Origin of the sequence: Marilutibacter chinensis (genome assembly GCF_021725675.1) — a bacterium.
Classification (GTDB): domain Bacteria; phylum Pseudomonadota; class Gammaproteobacteria; order Xanthomonadales; family Xanthomonadaceae; genus Marilutibacter; species Marilutibacter chinensis.
Genome location: NZ_JAKJPO010000019.1, coordinates 21,704 through 39,871, shown reverse-complemented (window position 1 = coordinate 39,871; position 18,168 = coordinate 21,704). Strand labels below are relative to the sequence as shown.

General features: G+C 69.7%; 18 protein-coding genes. 8 read left to right on the top strand and 10 right to left on the bottom strand.

Going from position 1 to position 18,168, the window contains the following annotated elements:
- Positions 1-106 precede the first annotated feature (106 nt).
- Complete coding sequence (locus L3V18_RS17975) at positions 107-400, bottom strand: hypothetical protein (protein WP_237056800.1); 294 nt, start codon at positions 398-400, stop codon at positions 107-109.
- Between the two features lie 321 nt (positions 401-721).
- Positions 722-2,149, bottom strand: a complete 1,428-nt coding sequence (gene cls, locus L3V18_RS17970; protein WP_237056799.1) for a cardiolipin synthase — start codon at positions 2,147-2,149, stop codon at positions 722-724.
- 89 nt (positions 2,150-2,238) lie between these two features.
- Here cls and L3V18_RS17965 point away from each other — a divergent pair, with 89 nt between their 5' ends.
- Positions 2,239-3,351 carry a PA0069 family radical SAM protein gene (locus L3V18_RS17965; RefSeq protein WP_237056798.1) on the top strand — a complete coding sequence of 371 codons (1,113 nt, stop codon included), beginning with the start codon at positions 2,239-2,241 and terminating at the stop codon, positions 3,349-3,351.
- Positions 3,352-3,582: 231 nt separating this feature from the next.
- Here L3V18_RS17965 and L3V18_RS17960 read toward each other — a convergent pair whose 3' ends face one another.
- Together L3V18_RS17960 and L3V18_RS17955 are read right to left on the bottom strand one after the other, a co-directional pair.
- A complete protein-coding gene (locus L3V18_RS17960; RefSeq protein ID WP_237056797.1) occupies positions 3,583-4,335 on the bottom strand; it encodes an AAA family ATPase in 753 nt (250 codons plus the stop codon).
- Between the two features lie 31 nt (positions 4,336-4,366).
- Positions 4,367-6,220 (bottom strand): SLC13 family permease, encoded by a 1,854-nt coding sequence (locus tag L3V18_RS17955; protein ID WP_237056796.1) that lies wholly within the window; start codon positions 6,218-6,220, stop codon positions 4,367-4,369.
- A gap of 147 nt (positions 6,221-6,367) precedes the next feature.
- Here L3V18_RS17955 and L3V18_RS17950 point away from each other — a divergent pair, with 147 nt between their 5' ends.
- Positions 6,368-7,558 carry a sensor histidine kinase gene (locus L3V18_RS17950; RefSeq protein ID WP_237056795.1) on the top strand — a complete coding sequence of 397 codons (1,191 nt, stop codon included), beginning with the start codon at positions 6,368-6,370 and terminating at the stop codon, positions 7,556-7,558.
- Positions 7,558-7,995: a response regulator gene (locus L3V18_RS17945; RefSeq protein ID WP_237056792.1), complete on the top strand. Its 438-nt coding sequence runs from the start codon at positions 7,558-7,560 to the stop codon at positions 7,993-7,995. The genes L3V18_RS17950 and L3V18_RS17945 overlap by 1 nt, the downstream gene beginning before the upstream one ends.
- Positions 7,996-8,016: 21 nt before the next feature.
- Here L3V18_RS17945 and L3V18_RS17940 read toward each other — a convergent pair whose 3' ends face one another.
- The 5 genes from L3V18_RS17940 to L3V18_RS17920 form a co-directional block, all read right to left on the bottom strand.
- Positions 8,017-8,748 carry a 2OG-Fe(II) oxygenase gene (locus L3V18_RS17940; RefSeq protein WP_237056790.1) on the bottom strand — a complete coding sequence of 244 codons (732 nt, stop codon included), beginning with the start codon at positions 8,746-8,748 and terminating at the stop codon, positions 8,017-8,019.
- A gap of 371 nt (positions 8,749-9,119) precedes the next feature.
- Positions 9,120-10,202, bottom strand: a complete 1,083-nt coding sequence (locus L3V18_RS17935; RefSeq protein ID WP_237056788.1) for a class 1 fructose-bisphosphatase — start codon at positions 10,200-10,202, stop codon at positions 9,120-9,122.
- A gap of 344 nt (positions 10,203-10,546) precedes the next feature.
- Positions 10,547-11,641, bottom strand: a complete 1,095-nt coding sequence (locus tag L3V18_RS17930; RefSeq protein WP_237056787.1) for an MBL fold metallo-hydrolase — start codon at positions 11,639-11,641, stop codon at positions 10,547-10,549.
- An 86-nt stretch (positions 11,642-11,727) separates the two neighbouring features.
- Entirely contained in the window at positions 11,728-12,240 is a 513-nt protein-coding gene (locus L3V18_RS17925; protein ID WP_237056785.1) for a hypothetical protein, read from the bottom strand.
- Positions 12,237-12,662, bottom strand: a complete 426-nt coding sequence (locus tag L3V18_RS17920) for a hypothetical protein (RefSeq protein WP_237056783.1) — start codon at positions 12,660-12,662, stop codon at positions 12,237-12,239. Before L3V18_RS17920 ends, L3V18_RS17925 begins: the two co-directional genes overlap by 4 nt.
- Positions 12,663-12,771: 109 nt before the next feature.
- On the opposite strand from L3V18_RS17920, the gene L3V18_RS17915 reads away from it, so the two are divergent.
- Positions 12,772-13,464: a response regulator transcription factor gene (locus L3V18_RS17915; RefSeq protein ID WP_237056781.1), complete on the top strand. Its 693-nt coding sequence runs from the start codon at positions 12,772-12,774 to the stop codon at positions 13,462-13,464.
- A complete protein-coding gene (locus L3V18_RS17910; RefSeq protein ID WP_237056779.1) occupies positions 13,461-14,882 on the top strand; it encodes an ATP-binding protein in 1,422 nt (473 codons plus the stop codon). Before L3V18_RS17915 ends, L3V18_RS17910 begins: the two co-directional genes overlap by 4 nt.
- 214 nt (positions 14,883-15,096) lie before the next feature.
- Here the strand turns inward: L3V18_RS17910 and L3V18_RS17905 are convergent, their stop codons facing one another.
- Positions 15,097-15,420 carry a hypothetical protein gene (locus L3V18_RS17905; protein WP_237056777.1) on the bottom strand — a complete coding sequence of 108 codons (324 nt, stop codon included), beginning with the start codon at positions 15,418-15,420 and terminating at the stop codon, positions 15,097-15,099.
- Between the two features lie 264 nt (positions 15,421-15,684).
- Here L3V18_RS17905 and L3V18_RS17900 point away from each other — a divergent pair, with 264 nt between their 5' ends.
- The 3 genes from L3V18_RS17900 to L3V18_RS17890 all read left to right on the top strand — a co-directional run bounded on the left by L3V18_RS17900 (position 15,685) and on the right by L3V18_RS17890 (position 18,168).
- Positions 15,685-15,882 carry a hypothetical protein gene (locus L3V18_RS17900; RefSeq protein WP_237056775.1) on the top strand — a complete coding sequence of 66 codons (198 nt, stop codon included), beginning with the start codon at positions 15,685-15,687 and terminating at the stop codon, positions 15,880-15,882.
- A gap of 97 nt (positions 15,883-15,979) precedes the next feature.
- The gene (locus L3V18_RS17895; RefSeq protein ID WP_237056773.1) at positions 15,980-16,666 is read left to right on the top strand and encodes a helix-turn-helix transcriptional regulator; all 687 of its coding nucleotides are present in this window, start codon (positions 15,980-15,982) and stop codon (positions 16,664-16,666) included.
- Positions 16,667-16,833: 167 nt separating this feature from the next.
- Positions 16,834-18,168 (top strand): histidine kinase, encoded by a 1,335-nt coding sequence (locus L3V18_RS17890; RefSeq protein ID WP_237056772.1) that lies wholly within the window; start codon positions 16,834-16,836, stop codon positions 18,166-18,168.

Genomic DNA, 18,168 nt, shown 5'->3' with positions numbered 1-18,168 from the left:
GCATTGCGGAGAGACTTCCCGGGACGCATCCCTGTCAATCCGCCCAATGCGGCCGTTGACCCCCCCGCGTTCACCCGCGTCCAAGAACGCCCTCGATCCTTCCGCGTCAGATGGCCCTCGACCTGTCCGTGGCCTGGTTCGCGGTGTCGGGCGGGCTGTTCTGTTCGGCGAGCCGGCGCGCCTCGGCCTGCTCGCGCATGCGCTGCAGTTCGGCGGGATCGAGGATGTAGGACGCATCGCGGCTGCGACTGCCGACACGCTGGGCCAGCAGGCCCAGCACCCAGCCGATCATCAACAGCACGGACAACAAAAGCCACAGGGCGAGAACGCCGGGCGACGACGCCTTGAACGCGGCGGCCAATGCGGCCAGGGCGAGCAGAAGGGAGAGCCAGGGCATCATTGGAAGAGTCTTCCTGCAAGACGGCCCCCGAAGTGTACCCACGCCGTGCCGCTCGTGCGTCTCCGGTCGTGCCCGATCCTTGGCCGCTGGTCGGAGCCGGGGGACGATATCGGGCTGCGACCGGATATCTCCCAAAGTTTGCTTCGCAAACCGTGGGCCCGGCGTTCCGCCTCCACACCCCATTCGCGCCATGCGCGAATCGCCCCCTGACGCAGCGGGCTGGGCCACTCGTCCCCATCCCGAAGGGAACGGCGTAAGCCGCGATTGCCGGACCGTGGCTGAACCCGCCGGCGTTCCGCTGCCGCGATCCGGGCGAAGCGATCACAGCAACGGCGATACCAGCCGTGCCAGCGCCTCGGGCAGGCGTTCTCTCCACAGAGAGCGATCGCGGTCGTCGCGCACCGGGGTGCAGTCGCTGCACTCGTGCTCGATCAGCGTCGCCAGCGACGCGGCCAGGTGGGGATCCCGGAACAGCACGCCGGCCTCGAAGTTGAGGCGGAAGCTGCGGTTGTCGAAGTTCGCGCTGCCGATCAGCACGAGGTCGTCGTCGCAGAGCAGGGCCTTGCTGTGCAGCATGCGCGGCCCGTACTCGTAGATCCGCACGCCGGCGCTCAGCAGCTCATCGAAATAAGAGCGCGTGGCCCAGGTCACCAGCCGGCTGTCGCTGAGCTTCGGCACCAGCAGGCGCACGTCGAGCCCGCCGAGTGCGGCCGAGGTCAATGCCATCCGGGCGGCCTCGCCGGGGACGAAGTACGGCGTCACCAGCCAGACCCGGCGCTGCGCACTGTGGATCGCGCTGACATGCATCCGGTGGATCGCCTCCCAGCTCGAGTCCGGCCCCGACACGATCACCTGCGCAGCGACACCGCCGCGTACCCGTGCAGGCACCGGCAGCTTCAGCGGTGGTGCGCCGGTGGCGTAGGCCCAGTCCTCGACGAAGACCAGCTGCAGCTCGAGCACGACGTTGCCTTCCAGGCGCAGGTGCAGATCACGGTAGGCGTCCGTGCGCAGCCGTTCGTCCTGGTCGTCGGTGATGTTGATGCCGCCGGTGAATGCGACCCGGCTGTCGATCACCACGATCTTGCGGTGCGTGCGCAGGTTCAGCCATGGCCGTTTCCAGAAATAGCGGAGCCGCAGTGGGTGAAACCAGGCCACCTCGCCGCCGGCCTCGACCAGTGGCCGCAGAAACGCGTCAGGGGTCCGGCCGGACCCGACCGCGTCGAGCAGCAGCCGTACCTTCACCCCGGTCCGGGCCCGCTCAACCAGAGCATCGCGCACCGCAGTGCCGGTGCGGTCGGGCTGGAAGATGTAGTACTCGAGATGGATGTGATCGCGTGCGGTGGCGATCGCGTCCAGCAGCGCGACGTACTTGGCGGCGCCGTCGACCAGCAGGTCGATCCGGGTCGCCGTGGTCGGCGGCAGGTCGGTCAGCGCCTGGCCAAGCCGGGCCAGCTCGACGGCGTCCGGGTCCGGCAACAGGCCGGTGGGGGGCTTGGGGAGCGAGGAGCGGCTGCGGTGTCGGCGCAGCCGCTGGCGATGGATCCGCTGCGGGCCGAGGAAGTAATAGACGACGAAGCCGACGTAGGGCAGCGCGGCGAGCGAGATCAGCCAGCTCAGGGTCGCCACCGGCTCGCGCTTCTGCAGGATGATCCAGCCGCCCAGCCAGACCAGATAGACCGCCCAGCCCAGGCCGAGGTAGAGGCCGATGTTGAGGATCGGGGTCAGCGAATCCCAGAAGTCGGTCTGCATGACGGGCAGGGTATCTCCGAGGGCGATCAATGCCGGGCGCCGACCGGCGTCGCGACGGCTGCGACGGTCAGGGCGTAGGCTTGCTGGGAATGGATGATGCCCGGAAAATCGTTGCGCCGTCTCCACAACGCGTGAAGGGCCGCGGCGCGGCCTCGTACGTGGATGGCCGTTACGCGGTCACCCGCACCGAGGCGGCGGACGACGGCTGGGATTCGCTGGCCGACGCACTCACCGACCGGTCCGATGCGACGAGCCACCCCGACACCCGGGTGAGCGAGGAGCGTGCGCGCAGCGTCATCAGCCGCAACGACTCGCCGGATATCGGCTTCAGCCAGTCGGTCAACCCGTACCGCGGCTGCGAGCACGGCTGCGTCTACTGCTTCGCACGGCCCTCGCACGCCTACCTGGACCTGTCGCCGGGGCTGGACTTCGAAACCCGTCTGTTTGCCAAGACCAACACCGCCGAGCGGCTGCGCCACGAACTGTCGAAACCCGGCTACCGCTGCACGCCGATCGCGCTGGGCATCAACACCGACGCCTACCAGCCGATCGAGCGCCGCTACCGGATCACCCGCCAGTGCCTGGAACTGCTGGCCGAATGCCGGCATCCGGTCAGCTTCGTGACCAAGGGTGCGACGATCCTGCGTGACCTCGACCTGCTCGCCGCAATGGCGCGACAGCGACTGGTCACCGTCTACCTGTCGGTCACCACGCTCGACAACCGGCTTGCCGCGCGGATGGAGCCGCGGGCGTCGGCTCCGCACACCCGGCTCAAGGCGATCCGCGAACTGTCGGCGGCGGGCGTGCCGGTCGGCGTGCTGGTCGCACCGGTGATTCCGATGATCAACGACGGCGAGATCGAGGCGATCCTGGAAGCCGCCCACGCCGCCGGCGCACGCGCCGCCGGCCACGTGCTGCTGCGATTGCCGCACGAACTCAAGCAGGTCTGGCGCGAATGGCTGGAACTGCACCATCCGGAGCGTGCCGCACACGTGATGAGCCTGATCCGGCAGATGCGCGGCGGCAAGGACTACGACAGCGCGTTCGGCACCCGCATGCGCGGCACTGGTCCGTTCGCGGAACTGATCGCGCAGCGCTTCCGCAAGGCACACCGGCGCTTCGGCTACGGCCGCCTGCCGGCGCTGGACTGCAGCCGGTTCGTGCCGCCGCGGCGGCCGTCGCCGCAGGGGGAGCTGTTTTAGCCCCGGCGATGCGGCCGGCTCGGACTTCGAAGCCGGATGCCGGATGGAGCATCCGGCAGTGCGGACAGGCGGAACATTGAAACAGGCATCGGAACGATACCTCCTGCAAAGCATCATGCCTGTAATCACGATCATACGAGCGTCCATGATGATGGAGGTTTGCACCGCAAGATTCGTCCAAACGTGCAATGCCCGATCTGGGACGAAGCCATCGGTGGCGGCAGAGGTCCCTCACCCCAACAGCATATCGAGCTGCCGCCGCGGATTGGCGAGAAAGGCCCGGGTGACGAGGTAGTGCTCCGTCTGCTCGTAGTCGACCTGCTGCAGGCCGTCGTCGCCGATCTGGTAGATGCAGGCATCCGGGTAGGCCATCAGGATCGGCGAGTGGGTGGCGATCACGAACTGGGAGTTCGTCCGCACCAGCTGGTGCAGGCGCGCTAGCATTGCCAGTTGCCGCTGCGGCGACAGTGCCGCTTCCGGTTCGTCCAGCACGTACAGGCCGTTGCCGCCGAAGCGGTTCGTCATCAGCGCGAAGAACGACTCGCCGTGCGATTGCTGGTGCAGCGGGATGCCGCCGTAGGAGTCGATGATCGGTCCTCCGCCGGGGCCTTCGTCCAGCCGTTCGATCTCGGTGGCGACGTTGAAGAAGCTCTCCGCGCGCAGGAAGAAGCCGTCGCGGGGGCGGCGCACGCCCTTGACCAGGGTCAGGTACTCGTTGAGCACCGAGTGCGAGGCGCGGGTGCTGAAATTGAAGTTGCGGGTGCCGCCTTCGGGGTTGAAGCCCCAGGCGATGGCGACCGCTTCGAGCAGGGTCGATTTGCCGCTGCCGTTCTCGCCGATGATGAAGGTGACCTTCGGGTGCAGCTCCAGCGCATGCAGGTGGCGCACCACCGGCAGCGAGAACGGGTAGCGCTCGAACGATGCGATCTTGTCGCGCTTGAGCTTCAGTTCCAGCAGGTAGTGCTCGGCATCGATGGCGCGCATCGCGGCTTTTCCGGGGTGATCGCCGCCGCGCTCAGATCCCACCGAACCCCGCCGGCAACAACGGCCCGTCCAGCCACAGCCAGCGCGCCAGCCATGCGCTGGTGAAGGCGAGCATCATCGTCAGCGGCAGACCGATGCGGATGAAGTCGCTGAAGCGGTACTGGCCGGGGCCGAGGATCAGCAGGTTGCCGTGGTGGCCGATCGGGACCAGGAACGAGGCCACCGCACCCAGCGCGGTGCAGACCACGAACGGCGTCGGCGGCAGGCCCAGCGACTGCGCCAGCGAGATCGCGATCGGCCCCAGCAGCACGGTGGTGGCCGCGTCGGACAGGATCTGGGTGAGCAGCCCGGCGGCGGCGAACACCACCAGCAGCACCGCCAGCGGCGACCAGTCCGAGACCACGTGCAGCAGCCCGCGTGCCATCAGCGCGGCGGTGCCGGTCTGTTCCATCGCGATGCCGAGCGGGATCACGCCGGCGATCATCACGAAGATGCGCACGTCGATCTCGCGGTAGGCCTGTTCGATGTCGACGCAGCGGGTCGCGACCATCGCCACCGCACCGAGCAGGAAGGCCAGCGGCACCGGCAGCCATTCGGTCGCCGCTGCCAGCACGGTCGCGGCCATCACCATCAGCGCCAGCGGCGCGCGGACCCGGCGCTTGGCCTCGCCGGCGAACGGCACCAGCATCAGGAAGCCGTGGTGGGCCGCAAGTTCGGCGAAGCGTGCCGACTTGCCCCACAGCACCAGCAGGTCGCCCTCGCGCAGGCGGGCGTCGGCGATGCGCGGGGAAATGCTGCCGTCGCGCCGCCACAGGCCCGCGATGACCGCGTGGAAGCGCCGCGAGAAATCGAGCTCGCGCACCGAGTGGCCGATGAACTCGGAGCCCGGCGCGACCACCGCCTGTACCAGCTGGGCTTCGCCGTCGCCGGTGACGGTATCGCCGAAGCGTGCGACAGCGTTCAGGTCCAGGCCCGGATCGTCGTGCAGCGACGCCAGCGCATCGGCCGAGGCCTCGACCAGCAGCACGTCGCCGCTGATCAGCGGACTGGCCGGCCCCAGGTCCTTGCGCAGCTTGCCGTCGCGCATCCAGCCGATCAGGCGGAAACGATCGCCGAGGGCCTTCTGCAGGTCTGCCAGCGGACGCGTGCTCCAGCGCGAGCCCTCGATCACCAGCAGCTCGGTGCGGTAGCGGTCCAGGCGCATGTACTCGTCGTCGCCGGCATCGCTGCCGCGTTTGGGCAGCAGCCAGTGGGTCAGCAGCATGTAGACCATGCCGATGAACACCAGGGCGATGCCGATCGGGGTGATCGAGAAGATGCCCAGGCCTTCGGCACCGGTACGCTTGATCAGGTTGTTGGCCAGCAGGAAGGCCGGCGCGCTGACCAGGGTCAGGGTGGTGCCGAGCGAGGCGGCGAACGACATCGGCATCAGCAGGCGCGACGCCGACAGTCCGCGCGAACGCGCGAAACGGGTCAGGATCGGCAGCATCATCGCCGTCACCATCACATGGTGGGTGAACGACGACAGTGCCGCCACCACCGGCATCACCACCGAGATCGCCCGGCTCTCGGTGCGCCCGCTGACCCGGCCGATCCATTGGCCGATCCGTTCGGTGATGCCGGTCGCGGCCAGCCCGCCGGAGATCACGAACACCGCGGCGACGATGATCGCCGGCTCGCTGGCGAAGCCGGACAGGGCCTGTCGCGAGTCCAGCACGCCGGTCAGCACCAGCACCAGCAGGGTCAGCATCGCGGTCACGTCGACGCGCAGGCGCTCGCTGACGAACAGGTACAGCGCGCCGGCCAGGATCAGCAGGAACACGATCTGCTGCCAGGAAACCTGCGAGGCGACGAGCTGGATGAAGCCGGGCGAGAGGACGTCCATGGGTGACATTGTGCGGCAAAAGGCGGGGCCCGCATTCACGGACGCCGGCAGCGAACCGTGGCAGGTCACCCGCCTGCACCGGCCCATCACGGCCGGCCGTTACACTGCGGCCCCGACGCAATGTAATCCGCCCCAACGATGTCCGCCTTGCTCTCACGCCTGCCGGGTGACGATGCTCTCCGCCTGGTGATGGCGGCGTCGGGCATCGGCATGGCCCTGGCCGACCTGGACGGACGCATGCAGGAGGTCAATCCGGCGCTGTGCCGGATGCTCGGCTACGACGAGAGCTGGCTGGTCGGGCGGCCGTACCTGGAGATCGTCCACCCCGACGAGGTCGAGGTCTGCATCGAGTTCGTCCGCGAGCTGATGCGGCGGCCCGACGACATGCTCGACCAGCGCCGGCGCTATGTCTGCGGCGACGGCTCGGTCCTGCACGCGCACATCAATGTCGCGCTGCTGCGCGACCACGACGGCCAGCCGCTGGGCCTGCTGGCCCAGATCCGCGACATCGGCGACGAACTGGCCCGCGAGGCCAGCCTGCGGGCGCGGGTCGAGCATCACGGCGCCGAGCTGGAGGTTTCGCACCGCCAGCTGCAGTTATTCGCCGACGCCGTGACCCATGACCTGCGCGCACCGTTGCGGGCCATCGAGAGCTTTTCCGAGCGCCTGGCGCGCAATCTCGAGGATCGGCTCGACGACGCCTCGCGCGACCACCTGGAGCGGATCCGCTCGGCGGCGACCCGGATGTCGGACCTTCTTTCGGCGCTCGGACGGCTGTCGCAGGCGACCCGTGCCGAGCTGCGGATCCGGCCGGTCGACCTGAGCCTGCTCGCCGACTGGGCCTGCGCCGAGCGCCAGGACGCCGACCCGGCGCGGACCGTGCAGGTGCGGATCCAGCCCGGCCTCGGGATCGAAGGTGACGAGCGCCTGCTGAAGATGATGCTCGACGAGGTCATCAACAACGCCTGGAAGTTCACCCGCGACCGGAGCCGACCGCTGATCGAGATCGAGGGCGGAATCGTCGACACCGACGAAGGTCCGCGGTTGCAGCTGCGGGTGCGCGACAACGGCTGCGGCTTCGACATGCGCTATGCGCACAAGCTCTACGAACCGTTCCAGCGCCTGCACGGTCCCGACCAGGGAGGCGGCCATGGCCTTGGCCTCGCGATCGCCCATCGCATCGCCCGGCGCCATGGCGGTCGCGTGCGTGCCGAGTCCACCCCGGAGGTGGGCAGCACGATCACGATCGAGCTGCCGGTGCGGGCGGCAGGCGTATCGATGGCATCATCAGGGGGCGCGCCCGGAACCACCGAGCCCGCTCATGGAGAAACGTATTGATGGAGAAGGTGATCCTGCTCGTCGAAGACAACCCAGACGATGCCGAGCTTGCGCGCATCGCGTTCGACGAGGCGAACGTCGCCAACCGGCTTCTGGTGGCGAAGGACGGCGTGGAGGCGCTGGACTATCTGTTCGCGCGCGGCGCCCATGCCGGCCGCGACCCCCACAACCTGCCGTCGATCGTGCTGCTCGACCTCAACCTGCCCAAGGTCGACGGCCGCGAGGTGCTGCAGGCGATCCGCGAGAACGAGATCACCCGGGCGCTGCCGGTGGTGGTGCTGACCACCAGCGCGGAACCGCTCGACGTCGACACCAGCTACGCGCTGGGCGTGAACAGCTACATCCAGAAGCCGGTCGACTTCGAGCAGTTCGTCTGGGCGGTCAAGCAGGTTGGCCTGTACTGGCTGGTGCTGAACCAGCCGCAGCACGGCGGCTGAGGCGCCGCCACCGCGGCCGGTTCAGCCGCTGGCGCCGCGGCCGCCGCCGAACAGCGCTTCGGCACGCTGGAACAGCACCCAGCTGGTCGCGATGAACTTGTCCGAACCCTGCGGCCGGTTGCCGCGGTGGGTGTGGGTGAACGCGGCCGGGGCGATCAGCAGGCTGCCGGCCTTGGGCACGATCTTGCGCTGCTGGTGGAGGAACTCGGTCTCGCCCTCGTCGAAGCCGTCGTTGAGATAGATCGTCCACAGCAGGTGCCGGTGCAGGGTTTCGCCCCCGGCATCGCGCGGGAACAGCTCGCAGTGCCAGTACGGGTAGCCGCCGCGACCTCCGGCATAGCGCTGCAGGTTGATTGCGCCCGGGCGCAGCACGGTCTGCACGATCCCGGCCAGGGCGGCATCGTCCATCGCCTGCAGCCGCTCGGCGGTCAGCCGGTGGCGGCCGCCATTCTCGCCTGCGACCTCCAGCATCAGCGGTGCGATCAGGGTGTACGGGTAGCGCCGCAGATAGGCCATCAGGCCCTTGAACACGGCCGTGTTGAGCATGGCCTCGGCATCGCGCCACTCGGGCTTGCCGGCCAGGGTGATGTCGCGGCTGTCCTTCAGTTCCGGCCGATGGCCGCCGCCGACCAGGCCGGGGGCATCGGCGCCGCTGCCGAGAAAGCGCTGGACCAGGGCGTCGCACTGTTCGCGGCCAAGCGCGTCGGGGAAGACCTCGATGAAGTCGGCGTTGGCGGGAGATGCATCGGCCATGGGCAAGCGGCGTCCGCGGAACAGGCGCGGATCAGCGGGCGATCAGGTGATCGGGACCGGCATCCTCGCATGGCCGGCCGACCCCGCGTCAAATGCCGTGATCCCCGGGCTGCGCCCGGGAATCCCCAACGCTTGCTGCACAAACCTCGGGCCCCGCCGTTGCGCCTCCACCCCGTATTCGCGCTGCGCGCGAATCGCCCCCCGACTCAGGGGGAGGGGTCACACGCCTCCATGCCGTAGGAGCCGTGTGAGCCGCGATCCCCGGGCCATCCCATGACGCCCCATCGCGGCTTACGCTTATGGGACAGGCTCCCGCAGCCCGGGTAAGCGCAGCGCACCCGGGGCTTGCAATGATCCCCGTGCCAAAGGGTTCAGCCGGCGTCCTGCCCCTGAAGGTCGTGCTCGCGGTGGTAGCGCACTGCCGCCTCGACCTCGGCCTTCGAGCCGAGGAACACCGGCACGCGCTGGTGCAGGCCGGTCGGCTGCATCTCGAGCATGCGCTGGCGCCCGGTGCTGGCGGCGCCGCCGGCCTGCTCGACCAGGAAGGCCATCGGATTGGCCTCGTACATCAACCGCAGCTTGCCGCCTTTCGCCGCGCACTTGCTGTCGAGCGGATAGCTGAAGATGCCGCCGCGGGTCAGGATGCGGTGCACGTCGGCGACCATGCTGGCGACCCAGCGCATGTTGAAGTCCTTGCCGCGAGGGCCCTCCCGGCCCTTCAGCAGGTCGCCGACATAGGCCTGCATCGGCGCCTCCCAGAAGCGCTGGTTCGACATGTTGACCGCGAATTCCTTCGTTTCCTCCGGGATCGTCATCCCGCGCTGGGTCAGCACGAAACTGCCGATCTCGCGGTCGAGGGTGAATGCGTGGGTGCCGTGTCCGATCGTCAGCACCAGCATCGTGCTCGGCCCGTAGGTGCAGTAGCCGGCGGCGACCTGGTCGGTGCCCGGCTGCAGGAAGTGCGCATCGCCCGGCGTGGTCACGCCCTCGGGGCAGCGCAGCACCGAGAAGATGGTGCCGACCGAGATGTTGACGTCGATGTTGGAGCTGCCATCCAGCGGATCGAACAGCAGCAGGTAGTTGCCGCGCGGGTAGGCATCGGAGTGCATGTCCGCGATCGGCACTGAATGATCCATCTCCTCCGAGGCAAGGCCGGCGAGATGGCCGCCCCAGGCATTGGCCTCCAGCAGGATCTCGTTGCTGAGCACGTCGAGCTTCTTCTGCGCCTCGCCCTGCACGTTGATGCTGGCCGCACCGTCGCTGCCGGCGTCGCCGAGCACGCCCCCCAGTGCGCCCTTGCCGACCGCGATCGAGATGCTCTTGCAGGCGCGGGCGACGACTTCGATGAGCAGGCGCAGGTCGGCGTTGATGCGGCCGGCGCGCTGTTCTTCCAGCAGATGGCGGGTCAGCGAGATGGGGGACGGGGAGGCCTGCTGGGGCGAAGGGGTGGACATGAACGGCACCGCGGCGAAAAGGGGTGCCATTGTCGCCGATGACGCGGCCTGACTCTAAGGGCGGCCTGGGCGGCCCCGGTCCCCTGGCCGGCGGGCGGGAAGGGCTGGGGGCGAATACCGCAGGCGCGAGTGCACCGAGTGCTGTTCTTCCAGGCGTTATGAAGGGCAGCGGCAAAGAGCCCGCTCAACCCGATCCACTTCCTCACGATGCCGGGGACAGGGGCCAGGTCGGGGAGCCCCGGCCAGACGCTTCAACCGGGTGCCGGACCGCGCGCGCTACACGGGCATTCCGGCTGCGGGGCCGAAGGCGCCCGGACATCTTCCTGGCCTTGCCGGAGCGGTGTTCACCGGCCGGCGGCGGGCACGCGTCCACGGTCGCCCGGCAGTGCCGTGGCCGCCTGCGCCGCCGACTGCAGCCACCACGCCGGGCCGGGCTGCGGCTGCCGGATCGCGACCGCCTGGCCGAACATCGGCGTGGCAAGCCGCACCCGGTGTTCGCCGGCGAGCGCGGCGATCCGTTCCAGCGGATCGCTCCAGCCGTGCAGGGCAAGGTCGAAGGTGCCGTTGTGCACCGGCAGCAGCCAGCGGCCGCGCAGGTCGAGATGCGCCTGCAGGGTCTGCTCGGGATGCATGTGGACGCCGCTCCAGGAGGCGTCGTAGGCGCCGCATTCGAGCAGGGTCATGTCGAACGGTCCGTAGTGTTCGCCGATTGCACGGAAGCCATCGAAGTAGCCGCTGTCGCCGCTGAAGAACAGGCGCAGGTCGTCGCGCTCGGAGACGATCACCCACGACGCCCACAGGGTCGGGTTCTCGGTAAACGGGCGGCGGCCGGAAAAATGCTGGGCCGGCGTCGCCACGAGGCGCAGGTTGCCGATCCGGACTTCTTCCCACCAGTCCAGCTGGACGATCTTGTCGGGGTCGATGCCCCACTCGACCAGCAGGTCGCCGACCCCGAGCGGGGCGAGGAACTGCGTGGTCTTCTCCGCCAGCGCCTGCACCGCGGCACGGTCGAGGTGGTCGTAATGGTCGTGCGACAGGATCACGCCCTGCAGCGGCGGCAGTTCGGCGATGTCGATCGGCGGCGCATGGAAGCGCTTCGGGCCGGCCCACTGCACCGGCGACGCGCGCTCGGAGAACACCGGGTCGGTCAGCCAGAAAACGTCGTCGAGTTTGATCAGCACGGTTGAATGGCCGAGCCGGAACAGCGAGGCGTCGGGCGCGGCCAGCAGCCGGGCGCGGGTCAGCGGCAGCACCGGCGGCGGTGCCGGTGGGGTCGCGTCGACGGGCTTTTCGAAGATGAAGCGGCGGATCGTGGCCAGGGTGTCGCGCCAGCCTTTCGGCTGCGCCGGCGTCACCGGATTGCGGAAGGCGCCGTCGCGGAACTGCGGCGAATGGGGATAGGGCGTGCTGCTGCATGCGCCCAGGCTCAGGTAGGCCATCGTGGTCGTCACCGTAATGAGGAGAAGCCAGCGCAGCCGCAGGCGGCCACGCCGGCGCGGCGCGCTGGGAAGGGCGGAGACAGGCACTAGCCCGACGCCAGCGCCAGCACGTAGTGCTCGCCGTCGACGCGGATCGCGTGGCGCGGCGCACCCGGGCGCGCCGCGTCGCACCACCACGGCGCGGCACGCCACTGCAGGTTCACGCAGTCCAGCTGCCGGGCCATCGCCCGGGCCTGTGCGAACAGCGCGTCGGCGACCTCGCGCGGTTGCCAGGGCGCGCGTACGTACAGGCTGTCGAGCTGGAACACATAGCCGCGTTCGAGCATCGAGAACCCGACCGTCGCGGCGGCATAGCCGAGCGCTTCGCCGTCGTGCGCATCGCTGCCATGCGTGGCCAGCCAGGCCCATGCGCGCAGCGGCGGTTCGAACAGCGCCTCCTGCAGCTCCAGGGTCGATTCGCGGGCCTGGCCGTATGGCAGGCGTTGTGCGGCGACGCGCCGGTGATGTTCCTCGCACAGTTGCAGCAGGACCGCGGTGTCCTCGCGGGTGACCGCATGCACCCGGATGTCGGTGGCGGTTACGGCGGTGATGGCATTCACTGGTCGCTCCCGGTGCCGGTAAGGGCGCTGGCCGACGGGAGGGCCGCTCCGTCGGCGGCAGTGCCGGTGGTCGGATCCGCGGGATCGCTGACGGCGGCGGAGTCCACGGTCGGCAGGCAGCCGGCATCGCGCCGGTGCGTTGCAATCAGCGCCAGCCGGTCGTCGGCGTCCGCGACCGCGGCATTGGCGGCGGCATAGCGGATGCCGATCGCGACCGGCAGCACCGCTTTCCAGGATCCGCTGCGCGCCCGCAGCGCGGCTTCGCGCGACTGCAGGGCCTGCGCGTGCTCGCCGGCGAGTGCGGTGCAGTCCAGCCGCGCGAGCGCCGCGGCCGGCGTATCGCTGCGGGGAATGCTGGCGCATCCGGCCAGCAGCGGGGTTAGGATCAATACGCTCGGAACGGGACGAAGCGACAGGGACATCGTAGGGCTCCACGGCGTTGGGGGCGGAGCCAGCGTGCACAGCGGGTTTTAAGAACTCTTTAATCGCGCGGCGGCACAGTGCATTCGGCATGACGGGATGGCGACGACGATGGAGACGAACCTGCTGTTGGTGGAAGACGACCCGATGCTGGCCGAGGCGCTGCGCGCCGGGCTGGTGCAGCAGGGCTTCGAGGTGGACTGGGTCGTCGATGCGGCGCAGGCCCGCACCGTGCTGGTCGACCATGCCTATGGCGCGGTGCTGCTGGACCTGGGTCTGCCCGGCGGTTCCGGCCTGGGCGTACTGCAGGCGCTGCGCGCGCGCTACGACACCACGCCGGTACTGCTCGTCACCGCGCGCGACCAGCTCAGCGACCGCATCAGCGGACTGGATGCCGGTGCCGACGACTACATCGTCAAGCCGTTCCAGCCCGACGAGCTGTACGCGCGGCTGCGCGCGGTGATACGCCGCAGCCTCGGCCGGGTGTCGCCGGTGCTGAGCTGTGCCGATGTCGTGCTCGATCCGTCGCGGCGCGAGGTCACCCGCGACGGCACCCCGGTCGCGCTGAGCCAGCACGAGTTCCGTACCCTGATGCTGCTGATGGAGCGCGCCGGCCGCGTGGTCAGTCGCGAACAGCTGGAAGAGGCGGTGTACGGCAGCTCGGGCACGATCGAGAGCAACACCATCGCGGTGTACGTGCACCAGCTGCGGCGCAAGCTCGGCGAGTCGCTGATCGCGACCGTGCACGGCTACGGCTACCGCATCAACGGCGGCAGCGGGAACGGAAACGGGAACGACGCATGAGAACGCGTTCGCTGCGCTGGCGATTGACCTTCGTCGCGGTGAAGTGCGTGCTGGTCGCGTGGTTGATCTGGCTCGGCTGCCTGACCTGGCAGCTGACGCGCTCGCACTCGGGCTTCTGGGACGATTCGCTGCGCGAGATCGCCGCCCAGATCCTCGGCTCGATGCCCGAAGGCCTGGAGCGGCTGCCGACCCGGCCCCCGGCCGAGGCCGCGCCTGCCGCCGGTCGCCGCGACCTGGCCGGGTTCGACCACAAGATGAGCTACCAGGTCTGGCTGCACGGCCGCAACGTGGTCTACTCGGTGGCGGCGCCGTACGAGCCGCTGAAGCCGGATTTCCGCGACGGTTTCGCACGGCGCCGGATCGGCGACGAGCAATGGCATGTCTACAGCCTGTCCGATCCCGGCCGCGGCCTGGTCGTACAGGTCGGGCGCTCCAAGCAGATGATCGCCAGCGAGCTGTGGGGTCTGATGGTGAAGACGCTGTACGCCGCGGCGCTGATCTTCGCGCTGTTCGTGCTGATGGTCTGGCTGGTGATCGGCCGTTCGCTGCGACCGATCACCGCGCTGCGCGAAACGCTGCAGTCGCGGCCGCCGCTGGACCTCACCCCGCTGCAGGCGCCGGACCTGCCGCGCGAGTTCATGCCGCTGGTGGCGGCCTTCAACGAGCAGCTGACCCGGGTCGACCAGGCGGTGCAGAACGAACGCCGCTTCATCGCCGACGCCGCCCACGAGCTGCGCACGCCGCTGGCGGTGTTGAGCGCGCACGCCGACGTCGCCCGCCGCGCCGGCAGCGACGAGGAGCGCGACCTGGCCCTGCGCCGGCTCAGTGCCGGCGTGCAGCGCAGCACGCGGCTGTCGGAGCAGCTGCTCGACCTCGCCCGGCTCGATGCCGGCACCACCGCGTCGACGCTGGCGTCGGTCGAACTGGCCTCGCTGGTGGTGATCGTGGTGCGCGATTTCGAAGCCCTCGCGCGCGAACGTGGCCAACGGATCAGCCTGTGCACCGAGCCGGGCACGATCCGCGGCGACGTCGACCAGCTCGGCATCCTGTTGCGCAACCTGATCGACAACGCGGTCCGCTATGCCGGCGAAGGTGGCCAGATCACGGTCGCCTGCCGGCGCGAATGGCGCGACGGCGTGTGCGGGCTGGTATTGAGCGTGGCCGATGACGGTCCCGGTGTGCCGGATGCGGAGGACCGCGCACGCATCTTCGACCGCTTCTATCGCGCTCCGAATGGCACCGGCAGCGGCGGCAGCGGCATCGGCCTGTCGCTGGTCGCCCGGATCGCGCGCACCCACGGCGCGACGATCACGATCGCCGACGGCCTGGGGCCACGCGGCCCGGCGGATGGCGGGCATTCGAACGGCAGGCTGTCGAAAGGCGGGCTTTCGATCGGTGTGTTCTTTCCGGCGGACTGAGCGCCACGACAGGGACGCCCTCGATCACGCGGTTTCAGCCGGCGACGGATCGGGCGGCAGTGAATCGCGCGCGGGCCCGGGGCGGGGAGGCGAGCGTCGCCAACGCGGTGCCCGACAGGGAGTCGGAGGACAGCAGCAGGCTCGTCGCTCCGAGCCTCGCCCGGCCACGGAGCCGTCGAGACGAGCGACCGGCCCGTGGCTTCGATGACGGTCGCTAGGCGGCCTTGCGGCCGGGACCTGCGAGCTGGCGGCGCACCCCCGCGGCCAACGCCTCGCGGGCCATTTCGAGCATCAGCAGCGGCGCGGCCGGATCGGCCGCGGTCAATGCCCGCTTGGCCGCATCGATCGCGGTACTGGCCAGGTCGGCTTCGCGACCAAGCAGGCCGCGAAGCGTGCGCTGGTGATGATCGAGCTGGCGCTCCAGGTGCGGATCCAGGCCGCCGCCGGCGTGGCGACGGATCAGCGACAGGGTGACTTCGGTACGCAGGTGGGCTTCGCGCAGGCGTGCGCGGCTTTCGGGTTCGTGGATGTCGTTCATGACGCGATGCTGTCCGTCGGCGTTTGCAGGGAGTGAGACGGGTGGGCGCGCCGCCGTCGCAGGGCAGGCGCGGGCAGTCTGGGATCGACAGATGACAGGCGGTGCGCCGCATCGCCGGAAGCAGGATCTCGTTCGTTGCGGGTTCATCCTCATCAACGTGGCGTCGACGGGCGAGGCCGACCGGCCGGGATTGCTGCCATCAGGCTGGCAGCAGCGCTGGCGCAGGCTGTCGGTGTGCGATGGGCACGTTGCAGGAGCAGGACCATGAGCCGGTCCGTGAGATGGTGGCGGAACTTCCAGCAAGGATTGAATGCCGCGGCGATCAGCATGGCGCGCGGCGCCCATGCGCTGGTGCCGGCCGGCGTGATATCGCCGGTGGCTCCGGTGCGTCGGTCGCGGCATGGCGGGCGCGTGTGGCTGGCGCAGTCTGCCGGTGCCGGCCTGGAAGGAGGGGCATCGTGAGCGCATCCGTCCGCGCGCCGGTCGCCGTCGCGATCCACCTCGTCCCGTCCCTGTGTGCCGCGATTGAGCCGGCCCGATCTGCCTGCGAAGATGCCGCATGCGACGCGCCGACCGACTGTTCCTGTTGATCCATGCCCTGCGTGGCCGTCGCAATGCCATCACCGCACAACGCCTGGCCGAGACCCTCGAGGTCTCGCTGCGCACGGTCTATCGCGACGTCGCCGACCTGCAACGCTCCGGCGTGCCGATCGAGGGCGAGGCCGGGGTCGGCTACCTGCTGCGCAAGGGCTCGGACATCCCGCCGCTGATGTTCACGCCCGACGAGCTCGAAGCCCTGGTGGTCGGTTCGCGCTTCGTCCGCGCGTTCGGCGGCGAGCGGCTGGGGCGCGGTGCGACCACCGCGTTGCTGAAGATCGAGGCGGTGCTGCCGCCGGAGCTGCGCGCGAGCACCGATCGCTCGCGGATCTTCGCCCCCGAGGTCGAACGGCTGGAGACCAGCGGCATCATCGACGCGCTGCACGACGCGGTCACCGCGCGGCAGGTGCTGCGGATCGACTACCGCGACGAAGGCGGCCGTGCCAGCGCGCGCGAGATCGAACCGTTGTGCCTGGCGTTCTGGGGCGGTAGCTGGACACTCGGGGCGTGGTGCCGGCTGCGCGGCGACTTCCGCAACTTCCGTCCCGACCGCATCGTCGAGTACCGCGGCACCGGCGAGGTCTTCGCCGACGAGCGCACGCGCGGGCTGCAGGCCTACTTCGAGGCGATGGGCGTCGACCCCGCCTGAACCCGCCCGCGGTGCGCACCGCCGCCGCGGGCGGCGCTTGCAACCTCCGGCTCGTTCCGCGCATCCCCTGTTTGGTCGCCCCGGGCCCCGGTTCGTCGCCCCGCCTCTTCCGGGTGCCGGGGCGCTCGCTATGCTCGGTCCACCACCCGCCCGTACCCGCCTCCGCCATGTCCCTGCAGCTCGTCTTCATCGCCCGCCGCCTGCTCGCCTGGGGTCTGCTGTTCCTGCTGGCGGGAATGGTCTGGGATTCGCTGCCGCTGCCGGACGTGCTGCCGTTCTTCTTCCTGTACGTGCTTGCGGCCGTGTTCGTGGTCACCCTCGGCTTCTCGCACCTGCGCCGGGTGCGGATGATCGCCGGCCATCTCGACGCGGCCACCGTCTCCAACCGCCAGCGCCGCCAGGTCGAGATCCCGCTCGACGCCGACGAGGCGTTCGCGGTGCTGGACGCGGCGATCCGCGAACTGCCGTACGTGCAGGATGTGGAAAGCGCCCGCGACAGCCTGCAGGTACGGGCCCGCACCTGCGGGCCGCAGTCGCCGGACGTCGACAGCGACTGGACTGTCCGGGTCGGCCGTTTCTTCAATGGCCTGTTCCGCACCCGCCGCAACCGCATCCTCGCGACCATCACCCCGGGCGACGCGGTCAGCAGCGCGACCCTGATCTGCGAACCGGAGAGCGACGCCTGGAACGACTGGTTCCGGGTCGACGACGGCACCAACCTGGAGAACGCCGAGGCGATCACCCGGGCGATCACCCGTCGCGTGTCCGAGCGCCGCCGCAGCGAACAGGCCGCCGCCCGCCAGACCGCGACCGAAAAGGAGCTGACCGTGGCCAAGCTGAGCCTGTTGCACGCGCAGGTCGAACCGCACTTTCTCTACAACACCCTGGCCAGTGCGCAGGTGCTGACACGGCACGACCCGCAGCGCGCCGACCTGATGCTCGGGCACCTGATCGACTATCTGCGGCGTTCGCTGCCGCGCACCGACGAGTCGATCTCGACCCTCGGCGACGAGCTCGAGCGCTCGCAGGCCTACCTGGAGATCCTGAAGCTGCGGATGGGCCCGCGCCTGCAGGTGCAACTGGACGTGCCCGACGACCTGCGCGCGATCCCGTTGCCGCCGATGATGCTGCAGACCCTGGTCGAGAACGCGATCAAGCACGGCCTGGAGCCCAAGCCCGGCGGCGGCACGGTCTGGTTGCTGGCGCGCGCCAGCGAACGCAAGCTGGCGGTCACCGTCGCCGACGACGGGATCGGCTTCAGCACCGACGAAGGCCGCCGCCAGACCGCGGGCACCGGGATCGGCCTGAAGAACGTCCGCGAACGCCTTCGCCTGGTCTACGGCGACACGGCCGCCCAGTTGTCGGTGGTGGCCAACTTCCCGCACGGGGTGGCGGCGACGATCACCGTCCCGCTGGTCCTGCCGCCGGGTGCGGTCGCGTCTCCGGCGACCCGCACGGCGCCGGTCCGCAGCGCCCGCGACGAGGTGACCGACCATGAGTGA

What these genes read in the sequence shown, in the direction of transcription:
- L3V18_RS17975 (WP_237056800.1), bottom strand. Translation starts at nt 400, where the DNA reads ATGATGCCCTGGCTCTCCCTTCTGCTCGCCCTGGCCGCATTGGCCGCC.
- cls (WP_237056799.1), bottom strand. Translation starts at nt 2,149, where the DNA reads ATGCAGACCGACTTCTGGGATTCGCTGACCCCGATCCTCAACATCGGC.
- L3V18_RS17965 (WP_237056798.1), top strand. Translation starts at nt 2,239, where the DNA reads ATGGATGATGCCCGGAAAATCGTTGCGCCGTCTCCACAACGCGTGAAG.
- L3V18_RS17960 (WP_237056797.1), bottom strand. Translation starts at nt 4,335, where the DNA reads ATGCGCGCCATCGATGCCGAGCACTACCTGCTGGAACTGAAGCTCAAG.
- L3V18_RS17955 (WP_237056796.1), bottom strand. Translation starts at nt 6,220, where the DNA reads ATGGACGTCCTCTCGCCCGGCTTCATCCAGCTCGTCGCCTCGCAGGTT.
- L3V18_RS17945 (WP_237056792.1), top strand. Translation starts at nt 7,558, where the DNA reads ATGGAGAAGGTGATCCTGCTCGTCGAAGACAACCCAGACGATGCCGAG.
- L3V18_RS17940 (WP_237056790.1), bottom strand. Translation starts at nt 8,748, where the DNA reads ATGGCCGATGCATCTCCCGCCAACGCCGACTTCATCGAGGTCTTCCCC.
- L3V18_RS17935 (WP_237056788.1), bottom strand. Translation starts at nt 10,202, where the DNA reads ATGTCCACCCCTTCGCCCCAGCAGGCCTCCCCGTCCCCCATCTCGCTG.
- L3V18_RS17930 (WP_237056787.1), bottom strand. Translation starts at nt 11,641, where the DNA reads ATGGCCTACCTGAGCCTGGGCGCATGCAGCAGCACGCCCTATCCCCAT.
- L3V18_RS17920 (WP_237056783.1), bottom strand. Translation starts at nt 12,662, where the DNA reads ATGTCCCTGTCGCTTCGTCCCGTTCCGAGCGTATTGATCCTAACCCCG.
- L3V18_RS17915 (WP_237056781.1), top strand. Translation starts at nt 12,772, where the DNA reads ATGGAGACGAACCTGCTGTTGGTGGAAGACGACCCGATGCTGGCCGAG.
- L3V18_RS17910 (WP_237056779.1), top strand. Translation starts at nt 13,461, where the DNA reads ATGAGAACGCGTTCGCTGCGCTGGCGATTGACCTTCGTCGCGGTGAAG.
- L3V18_RS17905 (WP_237056777.1), bottom strand. Translation starts at nt 15,420, where the DNA reads ATGAACGACATCCACGAACCCGAAAGCCGCGCACGCCTGCGCGAAGCC.
- L3V18_RS17900 (WP_237056775.1), top strand. Translation starts at nt 15,685, where the DNA reads ATGAGCCGGTCCGTGAGATGGTGGCGGAACTTCCAGCAAGGATTGAAT.
- L3V18_RS17895 (WP_237056773.1), top strand. Translation starts at nt 15,980, where the DNA reads ATGCGACGCGCCGACCGACTGTTCCTGTTGATCCATGCCCTGCGTGGC.
- L3V18_RS17890 (WP_237056772.1), top strand. Translation starts at nt 16,834, where the DNA reads ATGTCCCTGCAGCTCGTCTTCATCGCCCGCCGCCTGCTCGCCTGGGGT.